The 12,810-nt window shown below is 69.9% G+C and carries 11 protein-coding genes; 2 read left to right on the forward strand and 9 right to left on the reverse strand.

Going from position 1 to position 12,810, the window contains the following annotated elements:
* The first annotated feature begins 2 nt into the window (after window positions 1-2).
* Complete coding sequence (locus ABFT43_RS08175) at window positions 3-827, forward strand: acyl-[acyl-carrier-protein] thioesterase (RefSeq protein ID WP_347959879.1); 825 nt, start codon at window positions 3-5, stop codon at window positions 825-827.
* A gap of 56 nt (window positions 828-883) precedes the next feature.
* Here ABFT43_RS08175 and ABFT43_RS08180 read toward each other — a convergent pair whose 3' ends face one another.
* The 9 genes from ABFT43_RS08180 to ABFT43_RS08220 all read right to left on the reverse strand — a co-directional run bounded on the left by ABFT43_RS08180 (window position 884) and on the right by ABFT43_RS08220 (window position 11,933).
* A complete protein-coding gene (locus ABFT43_RS08180; RefSeq protein ID WP_347959880.1) occupies window positions 884-1,435 on the reverse strand; it encodes a DUF3558 domain-containing protein in 552 nt (183 codons plus the stop codon).
* Window positions 1,432-2,322 (reverse strand): DUF3558 family protein, encoded by an 891-nt coding sequence (locus ABFT43_RS08185; protein ID WP_347959881.1) that lies wholly within the window; start codon window positions 2,320-2,322, stop codon window positions 1,432-1,434. Before ABFT43_RS08185 ends, ABFT43_RS08180 begins: the two co-directional genes overlap by 4 nt.
* Before the next feature lie 191 nt (window positions 2,323-2,513).
* The gene (locus ABFT43_RS08190) at window positions 2,514-2,708 is read right to left on the reverse strand and encodes a hypothetical protein (RefSeq protein WP_347960091.1); all 195 of its coding nucleotides are present in this window, start codon (window positions 2,706-2,708) and stop codon (window positions 2,514-2,516) included.
* 202 nt (window positions 2,709-2,910) lie between these two features.
* Window positions 2,911-4,740 carry a hypothetical protein gene (locus tag ABFT43_RS08195; protein WP_347960092.1) on the reverse strand — a complete coding sequence of 610 codons (1,830 nt, stop codon included), beginning with the start codon at window positions 4,738-4,740 and terminating at the stop codon, window positions 2,911-2,913.
* Between the two features lie 190 nt (window positions 4,741-4,930).
* Complete coding sequence (gene atzF, locus ABFT43_RS08200; protein WP_347959882.1) at window positions 4,931-6,619, reverse strand: allophanate hydrolase; 1,689 nt, start codon at window positions 6,617-6,619, stop codon at window positions 4,931-4,933.
* The gene (locus ABFT43_RS08205; RefSeq protein ID WP_347959883.1) at window positions 6,616-8,670 is read right to left on the reverse strand and encodes a 5-oxoprolinase/urea amidolyase family protein; all 2,055 of its coding nucleotides are present in this window, start codon (window positions 8,668-8,670) and stop codon (window positions 6,616-6,618) included. Before ABFT43_RS08205 ends, atzF begins: the two co-directional genes overlap by 4 nt.
* Before the next feature lie 59 nt (window positions 8,671-8,729).
* Window positions 8,730-9,398, reverse strand: coding sequence for an urea amidolyase associated protein UAAP2 (locus ABFT43_RS08210; RefSeq protein WP_347959884.1), 669 nt, complete (start codon window positions 9,396-9,398; stop codon window positions 8,730-8,732).
* A gap of 33 nt (window positions 9,399-9,431) precedes the next feature.
* Complete coding sequence (locus tag ABFT43_RS08215) at window positions 9,432-10,280, reverse strand: urea amidolyase associated protein UAAP1 (RefSeq protein WP_347959885.1); 849 nt, start codon at window positions 10,278-10,280, stop codon at window positions 9,432-9,434.
* A 63-nt stretch (window positions 10,281-10,343) separates the two neighbouring features.
* Entirely contained in the window at window positions 10,344-11,933 is a 1,590-nt protein-coding gene (locus ABFT43_RS08220; RefSeq protein WP_347959886.1) for an amino acid permease, read from the reverse strand.
* A gap of 225 nt (window positions 11,934-12,158) precedes the next feature.
* Here ABFT43_RS08220 and ABFT43_RS08225 point away from each other — a divergent pair, with 225 nt between their 5' ends.
* Window positions 12,159-12,803: a TetR/AcrR family transcriptional regulator gene (locus tag ABFT43_RS08225; protein ID WP_347959887.1), complete on the forward strand. Its 645-nt coding sequence runs from the start codon at window positions 12,159-12,161 to the stop codon at window positions 12,801-12,803.
* Window positions 12,804-12,810: the final 7 nt, after the last annotated feature.

The raw sequence follows: 12,810 nt of genomic DNA on the forward strand, positions 1-12,810 counted from the left end.
GAGTGAGCCAGGTTACTGTAGGCATGAGAGGCACCTCACTTCCGGATCGGAAAGATGGTGCACGCTGTTTCGAGGGGAGGTACCGGGTCCGCACCGGCGATGTGGACCAGGAGATGCGGGTCCGACTCGACGCCGTGGCCCGCTACCTGCAGGATGTGGCCAACGACAACATCGAGGCGACCGACTTCCACGCGACCGATCCCTTCTGGATCGTCCGGCGGACCGTCATCGACGTCGTCCGCCCCATCTCCTGGCCGGCGACGGTGACCGCCCAGCGGTGGTGCGGCGCGCTGTCGACGCGCTGGACCAACATGAGGGTGCGGTTGACCGCCGAGCACGAGACGAACCGGTTCAATCCCGACCCGCGCCCCGACGGCCTGATCGAGACCGAGGCGTTCTGGATCAACGTCAACGATCAGGGCATGCCGTCACGGCTGTCCGACGCGGCGTTCGAGATGCTGTCGTCGATGACCGACGAGCATCGCCTGCGCTGGAAGCCGATGAACCCGGAGAAGGCGCCGGCGCCCGAGGACATCGAACTCCCCGACCGCGAGCACGTACTGCGGAGCACCGACTTCGACCCCTTCAAGCACCTCAACAACGCCGCCTATCTAGAGGCGATCGAGGACGAACTGGTCGATCACCCCGATCTCGTCGACATGCCCCACCGCGTGGTCATCGAGTACCTGCGCCCGATCGTCCCCGGGACCAGGCTCATGCTGCGCCGTGTCCGCGAGGGCGAGCGGCTCGACGTGTGGCTGCTCATGCCCGACGACGTGGTGGCGGCGACGGTCTCGGTGGGTCCGCTACCGCTCGTCGAGGCGTAGCCCCCACATGGCGTAGAAGCAGTGGGGTCATAGCGCCGATTTTTTCTACCGATCGCTCACTGCCCGCCGCGCAGCAGCAACTCCATGAGCTTGATCGGGGCCTCGCACGGGTCGCCGGGCGGGGTCGACCGCGGCTCGACGAACCAGGTGAAGATCCCGCGGCTCGGGGCCCGTGCGGTCACGCCGCAGACACCGGGCCGGTCGGGGCTGCGCTGGGTGAACGCGGACTGGCTGGCGACCTTGATGTTCTCGGTGGTGAACCCGAGTTTCTTGGCCGTCTCCTTCTCGACGTTGACGCTGCCCCACTCGAACCAGTTGAAGGTCACGCTGACGACGTCGGTGGCGCCGGCGACCAGCCAGCGGCAGATCGCCCCGGAGAACGACGGTTCGGCGAATCCCCCGCCGGCGACCACCCGGGCGATCGTCTCGTCGGGCAGCACTTCGCATTCGAGCAGGAGCCGGTCGAACTGGTCGGTGTCGATGTCGCTGGTGCCGGACTGCGCGGCGCCGCCGACGGGCAGCGCCTCACCGTCGACGGTGCGGGCGCATCCGGCGAGCACGACCAGGCCGACGACGATCGCCGTCAGGAGTGCCGGTGCCCGCCTCACGACGCACGCTCGATCGACATCGTGGCCAGCTCACGCGCGGCGTCGCAGATCTGCTGGATCGGGCGTGGGTTGCCGGCGTCGCCGCGGATCGACCACTCGAAGAAGTCGGCGCCGAAGTCGATGCCGACCTCACAGATCTGCCCGGACTCCGTCCAGCCGATGAATCCCTTGTGGCCGTTGATCTCCAGCTTGTTGGTGACGTCGCGGGAGAGTTTCACGTTGGCCTCTTCCCGGCCGATCGGCGAGCCACGGTACCAGTTGAACGAGGCGACCGCACCGGTTCGCGAACCGGTGGTGTCCCATTCGCAGACCGAGGTGTTGTTGACCGTCTCGGTGAGGCCGGCGAACCCGGTGACGCGGACGACGTCCTCGAGGGTGACGCCGCCGCACCGGCCGAAGAACGGGCCCGTGCCCGCCTGGGCGGGGGCTTCCGGGGTGTCCGGCCGGTTCGGATCCGAGGAGGTGTCGTCGGACGAGCATCCGGTCAGCAGCAGCACGACCGCGGCGACCGTCGAGAGGAGGAAACCGCCGGTGCTGCGGAGCCGATCGAGTTGTCGCCGTTCCCGTTTCGTCGGGCGACCGGCGCCGCGGTCGCGGCGCGGCTGGCTCGCGATGATCTCCTTGGGCGGCGGAGGCGGCGACTTGTCGATGTAGCATTCGGCGGCCGCCGGGGCCGACACCCGCTTGCTGATGGTCTTGACGACCTCGACGATGCGTTCGCGACCGTTCACCCAGACCCGGATCTCGTCACCCGGCACGATCGGCTGCGCCGGTTTGGCGGTGGCGCCGTTGACGCGCACGTGACCGCCGCGGCAGGCCGCACCCGCCGCCGACCGGGTCTTGGTCAACCGGATCGCCCAGATGTAGGCATCGACGCGCGTGGACATGGTTCTACCGACCCTGCCTGCATGCCTCCGGGCCGCGATGACGACCCGAACCATCGATCATGCGCGCGCACTCCCTTCGCCCTGAACCGTGCTGCCCGAGGTGCCCCGCCATGCACGGCGTGGCGCTCGTGTTGGCCCCACTGTAGCCGCGCCGGCCTCGGCGTCGGCGCTACCGCGCGGCGTGATCTTCCTCAGCGCTTGCGGGTCAGCAGATAGAGCCCGCCCCCGACGGCCAGGATGGCGAACAGGATCGCCAGGAAGGTCTGGTCGAGCAGCAGCAGGACCACGAAGACCGCGATACCGGGAGACACCGCGATCAGGCTCATGACCGGGTGCCGGCGGACGACCTCCGCCACCGCCCTGCTTCTGTTCGGATCGATCGCCATCGTGCCCTCCGTGGTCTGCTCCCGGTGTCCGTCCAGGGTAGTCATCGCGACCGGGTGCGGTGCCGGTCGTGTCGCCGACCGCGACGGTCCGCCTCACGCCCGCCGAGCCGGTCACGCCGACCCATCCGGCGATGCCGGGGGGATGGTCGGCGCCCCGGCACGGATCGGGTCCTGGTGCCGGGGCGCCGGTCTGTGGGGGCGGTCAGGCCGCCTCGCCGGCCGACCCGGAGTCGGAGCCGCCGGCCGAGCCGGAGCCGCCGTCGGAATCGCCGCCGCTGTCAGAGCCACCCGAACCGGCCGAGCCGGACGAACCGGCCGAGCCGGAGGAGGCACCCGAACCGGCCGAGCCGGACGAGCCGCCGCTGCCCGAATCCGAGCCTCCCGGGCCCGAGTGGCCGCCGGGGCCGGACTCCGCTCCGTCACCGTCCGAAGCGCTGCCCGCCGAGCCGTCCGCCGGGCCCTCGGCGTCCGCGCCGGTGTCGACGCGGTCCTCGAGGCGATGCTTGCCGTGGTACTGCTCGCGATGCTTGCCGACGTACTCGTCGCCCGCCTCCGTATCGTCGGAGGCATCGTCGGAGGCGACCTCCGGGGTGTCGGTTTCGACGCCGGTCGCGGCGAAGGCCGACGGCGCCTCGGCGAACGTGGTCGTCTCGGCGGCCGCGACACGCGCGGCGGTCGTCGATGCCGAGCCCGACGTCGACGGGAAGTCGACGGAGTCGGTGGCCGGCAGACCGAAGGGCAGCTCGTAGCTCGGGACGTGGAGGACCGGCACGATCTGGCCGGTGTCGAGCCGGCCGAACGTGATGACCGGAAGCCCGAGTGCGTTCGGGCGCATCTCCCCGTTCACCTCGACCAGCGGACGCAGCGTGATCTTCTGGCCCAGCCAGTCGATCTCGATGGGTCCGGTGAATCCGTAGTCGCTGGTTAGTCGGATGAAGTTGCCACTGAACAGGCCGTAGTCGCCGCCGATGGACAGGCGGGCGAAGTCCTTGGACAACGAGAACCAGTCGCTGTCGAAATCGACACCGTCGCCGCCGAGCAGCGCGGAGGCGAGTCCGGCCAGGACCTCGAGCCCCGCGCCTCCGAGGACACCGGTCGGATCCGAGAGGAGCGCGGACGGGTCCGTGAGCGCGAACTGCACCTCGCCGTTGCTCTGCCGGTAGCGGAAATCGAACGTGCCGCCGACATTGGCGCAGGCACCCACACGGCCGGCGTAGGCAGCGGTGAGCCCGCCGTAGCAGCCGACGCCGGTCATGCCCGGGATGGTCGCCAGCGGCTTGCCGAGAACGGTCACGTCGAGGTCACCGGTGTTCCAGGCGTGGGCCGAACCGATCACCGCGAAGGCGAACGCCGACCGGCCGTCGCTGGCACCGGCGGTCGCGATGCTGACCGGCAGGTAGGACACGGCGGTCGCGTTGCCGTCACGGTAGGCCATGGCGAACTGGAAGCCGTTGCCCTTCACCCTGGCCGAACCGTCGGTGCCGGGTTCCGGGGTGAGCTTGTCCGGCAGCGCGGTGTCGAAGATCGGCACGAGGATGACGTTCGCCGTGTCCTTCACCCACTGCGGGATGTCGTCGTACATCGACTTGAACGATCCGTACACGCCCACCGGGACGAGCTCCAGGCTGTCGGGCATGACGAGCGCGACGCCGTAGCCGAGCAGTCCGGTGGAGGAGTTGGAGCAGTCCGCCCCACCCCTCCCGCCGCCCGACGCACACATCTCGATACGCCAGGTCTCGACGATGTCGGCGAGCAGGTCGTTGTTGATGTCGGCGAACAGGCCGCCGAGCGGGTTGATGCCGTATTCGTTCTTCAGGTCCTTGACCTGGTTCGCGAGATCGACGTCCGTCAGCGGGGTCGGGAACGGCCACGACAGCGCCTCGGCCGCGCCCGGCTCCACGATCTGGCCCGCGCCGACCGCCGCGACCGTCGCGAGCGCTGCTGCGCCCGCCACGACGCGGTGCGCGCGCCGCTGCTTGCGGTTCGCGCGTCGCGCGACCTTCTCCGAACGCTGAATTCCGTTCTGCCCCATGTTGGTCACTCGTCCAAGTCCTTCTCCCCGACCCCCCTGGCCGAGATATTCAAGCATCAGGCGCACCGAGCCGCGAATCAGGGGTGCATTTCGGACGAATCGGTGATCTGGACCGGTCGTGGTCCGACGCCTGGGGTCCCGGGTGCCACCGGGCCGCGCGGCTCGGACGCGCGTGTCGCGCGTGGCCCGGTCACCAGCGGTCGCGGTCGAGCTCGGCTCCCGCGGACCCCGCATCGGCGGCACAACCGAAGCCGACGACCCACCGGGACGAATCGGTGGCGGGGTCGACGATCTCGACCCGGCCCAGCATCATCGGCTCGGGCAGCGCGGCAAGGAAACCGCCCAGCGCGGCCGGCGACAGCCGCCAGACCTCCCCGCGGATGGAACGGCCGGACTCGGGATCGCGGATGAGGCCCGGTTTGGGCGGCGTGGTGTCGAGCGCGACGAGCCGGTACGCCGGCGCGGTGACCACCTCGCCCGCCCAGCGTGCACCGCGGTCGGCGAGCTCGTGGGCCAGCGGACCGCCGCGCATGTGGGCGCCGAAGACCGCGAGGTCGACCGCACTCCCGCCCTCGACCCACGACGCGCCGCTCTCCACCCACGACGCGCCGACGCCGGCGTCGCCGAGGAAGCGGGCGGCGAGGTCGACGAGTACGGCGTCCTCGTGGGCTCCCGCGAGGAATGTGACGCCGAATTGCGCCTGGCCGCCGTCCCTTTCGGTGACCACACCGCTCGGCACGGCGATCGCACTCAGATCGAAGAGGTTGCAGAAGTTGGTGTAGGTGCCCATCCGCGAGTTCAGGCCGACCGGGTCCGCGGCGACCTCGGCGATCGCCGGATGAGCAGGTGCCGTCGGAACCATCAGTGCGGTGGCATCACCCCACTGCCGCATCGCCTCGGCGCGGAGCCCGGCCAGTCTCCGCTGCGCCCGCAGCAGGTCGACCGCACCGAATCGCGAAGCGGCGCCGATGATCCCGGTGACCGTGGGATCGAGACCGGCGTCAGCGGATCTCCCCGCCGCCGAGAGGAATTCCCCCACCGCATCGAACCTCTCGGCCACGAGTGCGTCCTCGTACAGCAGTTTCGCCGCGGCCAGGAACGGCGACAGGTCGACGGTCTTGATCACCAGCCCCGCGGCCTCGGCCCGCGAGATCGCCTCGGCGAACGCCGCGCGCCACGCCTCGTCGAGTTCGGGGAGTTCTGCGGGCACCACGACGACCGGTTGCTCGGGTGCGGCGAGCCGGGTTGCCGACCCGAACGGACGCGGGCCCACGGCCTTCGCCATCTCCGCCATCGCACGGTTCGCGAGGGAGAGGTCCGGTGCGAAGATCGTCACCACGTCGTAGCTCCTGCAGGCCGGCACGACGCCCTCGGTGGAGATGGCGCCGAGAGTGGCCTTCACCCCGACGATGCCCTGCAGGCCGGCGGGAACGCGACCCGATCCCGCGGTGTCGGTGCCGATGGCGATGTCGGCGAACCCGAGGGCGACGGCCACCGCCGAGCCGGAGCTCGAACCTCCCGAGATCCGTTCGGGACGACGCGAATCCCGCACCGCGCCATAGGGACTGCGGGTACCCACGAGACCGGTGGCGAACTGGTCGAGATTGGTCTTGCCGATGACGACCGCGCCGGCGGCCCGGAGCGCGGCGACGGCGGGCGCGTCGGCCCCCGGGGTGTAGGCGTATCCCGGGCACGCCGCGGTGGTGGGCAGCCCGGCGACGTCGACGTTGTCCTTGACCGCGAGCAGCTTGCCGGCGAGGGGCCCGCCGGCCGCGACGGATTCCTCCACCTCCGCGGCGACCTCGGCCCGCGGCCGGAGGGTGATGAAGACCTCGGGACGGTCTGCGATCCGCGCGTAGATCTCGTCGATTGTCGTCATGCCACCTGTTCCTCGGTCACGAATTCCGTGTTGTCCGTCCTGGGTTCTGCCGCGAACTCACCCGCTGCGGACCACCGCTGACGCTCCTCGGCGCGGGCGGCCTCCATCGTCGCCCGCCTGGCGGCGATGTCCTCTGCATTGTCGTCGAGGAATCGCTGATGCGCGGCCAGAGAGAACACGCCGTCGACGATCTTGGTGCTGTCGCCGCGTCCGGCCGCCACGTCGGCGCGCATGTCCAGCAGTTCCTCGGCACTCACCGGATACCACTTGATCTGGTCGAAAAAGCGCAACAGCCAGGGATGTTCGGGGTCGAACCCGGGCGCGGGCCGTGGGTGGCGGTGGTTCCACACCTGGGTGGTGCGTCCGACGAACTGGTAGCCACCGGGGCCCTCCATCCCGTAGATGCACAGGTAGGCGCCGCCGATGCCGACCGCGTTCTCCGGGGTCCAGGTGCGGGCCGGGTTGTACTTGGTGGTGACCAGACGGTGCCGAGGGTCGAGCGGAACCGCCACCGGCGCACCCAGATACACGTCGCCGAGGCCGAGCACGAGGTAGCTCGCGTCGAAGACGGTCCGGTACACGTCGTCGACCGAGTCGAGTCCGTTCATCCGGCGGATGAACTCGATGTTCCACGGGCACCACGGCGCATCCGACCGCACGCCGAGCATGTAGCGTTCGATGGCCTCGCGGGTCGCCGGGTCGTCCCACGACAGCGGCAGGTGCACGGTACGGCTGGGCACCACGAGGTCCTCGGCCGCCGGCAACTGGCTCTCGCATTCGATGAGCCACTCCAGCATCTGCTTCTGCGACCACGCATCCGGATCGGCCTTGACCTGCAGTGACCGGATGCCCGGCGTGAGGTCGACGAGGCCGCGCGGGTTCTCCGCCGCGATGCGCTCGCTGAGCGCGTGCACACGGGCCCGCAGCGCGAGATCCAGTCGCATGTCGCCGTATTCGACGAGGATGTTGTCGTCGCCGGAGCGGCGGTAGGTGACGGTGGTCGTGCCGTCGGCGGTCGCCGTCGAGCCGAGGATGCCGTTGTCGGGATCGCCACCCGACGACAGCACGTCCACGAAGCTCGCGCGACGCGCGAGCCCGAGCTCGCCCGGCGACGCGGTCTCCTCGCTGCGCACCGCGACGAACCTGATCGTGTCACCGGGCTTGAGCTGACCGAGCTTCCACCGCTGGGCGGTCACCACGGTGACCGGGCAGACGAAGCCGCCGAGGCTCGGGCCGTCGGGTCCGAGGAGGATCGGGGTGTCGCCGGTGAAGTCCAGGGCGCCGACCGAATACGCGGTGTCGTGGATGTTGGACGGGTGCAGCCCCGCCTCCCCGCCGTCGTTGCGCGCCCAGCGTGGTTTGGGGCCGATGAGCCGGATGCCGGTGCGGTCGGAGTTGAAGTGGACCTCGTAGTCGGTGTCGAAGAGGTCGGCGATGTCGTCCTCGGTGAAGAACTCGGGCGCGCCGTGCGGGCCGACGGTGACCGCCAGTTGCCAGGTGTTGGTGAATGCCGGCTGTTCGTCGTTGAGGATGCGACGCGGCGCGCGGCTCTCCCCGCCGAGCACCGCGACCCGGTCACCGGCGATCAGCGGCCGCCCGTCGAGCCCGCCGAAGCGACCCATCGTGAAGGTCGAGCGGCTGCCCAGATGATCCTCGGCGTCCAGGCCGCCGGCGACCGCGATGTACACCCGCATGCCCAGGTCACCGGTCGAACCGACGTCGAGGACGTCCCCGGCCCCGACATGGATCGGATGCCATTGCGGCACCGCACGACCGTTGACGGTGACGGTGGCCGGCGCGCCGGTGACGGCCACCACGGTGGGTTCGTCGAAGCGGAGCGCCGGCCCCATCAGGGTCGCCTCGAGACCGGCTGCGGTCTCCGGGTTTCCGACGGCCAGGTTCGCCAGCCGGAAGGACAGGTCGTCCATCGGCCCCGACGGCGGGACACCGACCTTCCAGTACCCGATACGGCCGGGCCAGTCCTGGATGGTGGTGAGGGGGCCGGACCGCAGGACCGTGACGGGGGCCGGCTTGCCGGTGTGTTCGGACATGGTGACGGATTCCTCGAAGGTGTCGATGACGCAGGATCTCGATGGGCTGGGCGGGTTCTTCAGGCGCCGGGCCGGGTCACGATGACGCGGACCGCGGTCGGATCGAATCCGTTGCAGGGGTTGTTGATCTGCGGGCAGTTGGAGATGAGCACGAGGGTGTCGATCTCGGCGCGCAGGGCCAGTCGCCTGCCCGGCGCGGACAGACCGTCGACGATGCCGAGCGAACCGTCCGGGTCGACCGGCACGTTCATGAAGAAGTTGACGTTGCCGACGAGGTCGGCCTTGCCGAGCCCGTGCCGGCTGCCCTCGATGAGGAAGTTCTCCACACAGGCGTGCTGATGCTTGGTGTGGTGGCCGTAGCGCAGCGTGTTCGACTCCTGCGAGCAGGCGCCGCCGACGGTGTCGTGGTTGCCGACCTCGTCGGCGACGATCGCCATCAACGCGTCGCCCTCCTGGTCGCGGATGACGGTGCCGGCGGTCAGGAAGATGTTGCCCTGCGCGGCGATCGTGGCCTGCGCGGAGTAGCGCCTGGTGTGGTCGCCGGCGCCGTAGAAGAGGGTGTCGACGGCCTGGTTGCCATAGAGGTCGACGATGGTGAGGACGTCACCGGCGGCGACGACGCCCGACCAGGGGCCGCGCTCGCCGATCACCTCGTCGTGGACGACGCTGCCGGGAACGAGGGCCAGGTCGGCGGCGGGGGCGGTCGCGAAATCGATGGTGGCGGTCATGGTGGGGTGGGTTTCCTCTCGGATGGGGTGAGCTCAGAGGTGAGCTGCGGCCCAGACGTCTTCGGCGTTGGCGGCGGCGCGCTGGTATTCGGGGTCGGTATCGGCGACCCCGGCGAGCAGTGCGTCGAGGTCGGCGGGGGCGCGCCAGGCGAGCACCTCCACCGAGGTGGTGTCGAAGGTCGGTGACGGGTCGACCGGATGGGCGGTGTTCGCGATGGCGACGATGCACGGCAGGTGCAGGATCAGGTCGACGGACCTGCCGGGGCCGGCCGATCCGATCGAGCGCAGCGAACCGTCGTCGTCGACGCGGACGCCGTGGAAGAACGACACCGACGGCGGTACGTCGGTCGGGGTCAGGCCGTGCTTGGCCGCGGCGAGCGTGAACATCTCACGCCCCGCCGGGCTGGCCGAATGCACGTGCCCATCACCGTATTTCGCAATGTTGGAGGCGAGCGTCGTGGTGCCGCACAGGGCGTCGTGGTGGCCGGAATCGTCGGCGACGATCGTGGCCAGCACGCGACCCTGGTCGCTCAGCAGCGGATGGCCGGCACCGAGGTAGGCCTGCCACGGGACCTTGACGGTGTCGGCGACGTTGAGCCGCTCCCACGGGGCGTCCGCCCGCCACAGCAGGACGTGGGCACAGGCCGACCCCTCGACGTCGTGCAGTCGCAGGCGCGTGCCGCGGGCCAGCACCTTGGAGGTGTAGCGGCCCCCGGGCACGGTCTCGGCCCAGGTCAGCGTGGCCGGGTCGACGTCGGCGGGCGGGTTCGGCCAGTTCGACGCCGGGACGACGGGCATCGAGTCGGTGATCCGGCCGCCCTGCGAACGGGCGTGCTCGCGGGCGCCGGCGGTGGTTCCGGTGTCGGTGGCGACGGTGGTCATCGGTGTACTCCTCGGGAAAGTGGTTGCGCGGTATGGACCGTGGTGACCGGGACGGTGCGCACGTCAGGCAGCCGCCGGGTCGACGCGATTCGGGTGCGGCCTGCCGCGGGGGAAGCAGGCGAGGCCGACCGCGACGGTGACGACGATGACGATCGGACCGGCCCAGCGGAGGATCGGCATGTCGCCCGCCGGGTCGAAGACCTCGGCGCGCGGCCACGCCAGGTTGATCACCATGAGCGCGCCGTAGACGACGGCGAGCAGGTTGACGGCGATCCCGAATCGTCCGAGGCCGAACAGCTTCCGCCCCCCGGCGTCGACCCCGCCCGATGCCGGCCAACCCTTGAACCGGCGGTAGAGCATCGGCGCGGTCACCGCGAGGTAGGCCAGGTAGATGAGGATGATGCACACGCTGGCGAGGGTCGCGAAGATCGCCGAGTTGCCGACGTTGACCACCAGGACGCCGATGCACAGGACGCCGATCAGAATCGACGGCGCGATCGGTGTGCCGGTTCGTGGGTTGACGTGTGCCAGTTGCCTGGAGAACGGGAGCCGGCCGTCACGGGCCATCGAGAACATCAGGCGCGAGCACGCGGTCTGGATGGCGAGGGTGCAGATGAGGATCGCGACTGCGACGTCGCACAGCAGGACCTTGCCCCAGAAGCTGCCGAGCACCGAGTCCAGGACGTAGGGCAGTCCACCGATCGCGAGTTCCTCGCCGAGCGTCGGCGCGGCCATGAGTGCGCCGATCAGCATCAGGCCGCCGCCGATCGCCGAGACGGTGAGCGCCATGCGGATCGTGCGCGGGGCGACACGGCGCGGATCGCGGGTCTCCTCGGCCAACTCTCCGGCCGAGCCGAAACCGACCATCACGTAGGCGGCCATGAGGCCGGAGACGATGAACGACCAGATGTAACCGGGTTGCGTCCCGGGGATGCCGGTGTCGAAGACGACGTCCGGGCCGCGCTGGGCGTGGGTGAACAGGGCGAGGATCACGGCGGTGACGCCGACGAGTTCGCACACGACGCCGATGTTGTTGACGCGGCTCATCCACGAGACGCCGACGCAGTTGACGGTGGTGACGATGACCAGCAGGATCGAGCCGAGCAGCACGGCGTTGGCGGCACCGCTGGTGCTCGTGAGCGTCGGGTCGTCGCCGATGATCTGGAAGCCCGACCACACGGTCGGCAGGACCACCTGCAGCGCGATCGCGGCCGCGGAGGCGGTGACCACCTGGGCGATCATCATGAACCAGCCGCCGAACCATCCGATGACCTCGCCGCCCATGCGCCGCGACCACTGGTAGATCGCGCCCGAGATCGGATAGCGCGCGGCGATCTCGGCGAAACAGAGCGCGACGAGGAACTGGCCGCCGTAGACGATCGGCCAGGTCCAGAAGAAGGCCGGGCCGCCGAATCCGAAACCGAAACCGAAGAACTGGAAGACGGTGGTGAGGATCGAGACGAAGGAGAAGCCCGCCGCGAACGAGGCGAACTTGCCGAGCGAGCGGTGGAGCTGCTGGTCGTATCCGAACTCGGAGAGGTCGTCGGCGTCGAGATCTCCGGCCGATCCGGCCGGACGGGTGCCGGCGGAACCGGGCACGGCAGACGGGGCCGCCGTCGTGTCCGGGGTGGATGTCGCGGAACTGAGAACCATGGTGAGCATCTTCTTTCCGTGTCGAGGTGCTCCCCGTTGAGCGTTTTTCTGTCGGTTGATAGATAATCGGAGCGACATTTCTATCGCTTGACAGAAATGTTCCGGGCCCGAAAACCCCGGTTAAGAGTTCGTTAACCGACCCAGGTCACGCGTTCTCGTCGTCCTCCCATGGCGCCGCGACGTGATCGACTAGGGGCCGACAGTTCGCACGACGCAGGAGGAATCATGGGCACCGGCACGAGCACGGCCGCCGCGAGCGGACCCGGCCGCCCTCGTCTGATACCCGCACGGCGTCGGGGCGAGACCGCGCGCGAGGAGATCCTCGACGCCGCGGCGGAGCTCTTCACCCGCCACGGCTACACCGGGACGTCCACACGGATGATCGCCGAGGCGGTCGGCATCCGGCAGGCGTCGATGTACCACTACTTCGGCACCAAGGACGACATCCTGGCGACGCTCCTCGAGACGACCGTCGTCGCGTCGCTGGAGCGGGCGCGCGAACTCCTCGCCGCTGACGGCTCCGCATTGGAGCGCCTGCTCGAGCTGGCCCGCTTCGACGTCGGGCAGCTGGCCGGGTCGCGCTGGAATCTCGGTGCGCTGTACCTGCTGCCGGAGGTGGGCGAACCCCGGTTCGCCGAATTCCGCACACACCGGCAGGAACTGGCGAGGGCCTACGCGGCACTCGCCGCGCAGGCCCTCTCGGATCCCGACGACCGGCGCAGCCTGCTGCCGTTCCGCATCGTCGAGTCGCTGATCATGATGCGCGCCGACGAACAGCGTGGCGAGCTCGGCGAACACACTGCCGAGGGACTCGTCGACACGATCGTCGGCGCGATCGCGATGCTCATCGAGCACCGCCCCGGGGACTGAGCGCCCC

The organism is Gordonia aurantiaca, from assembly GCF_039939235.1.
Taxonomy (GTDB): Bacteria; Actinomycetota; Actinomycetes; order Mycobacteriales; family Mycobacteriaceae; genus Gordonia.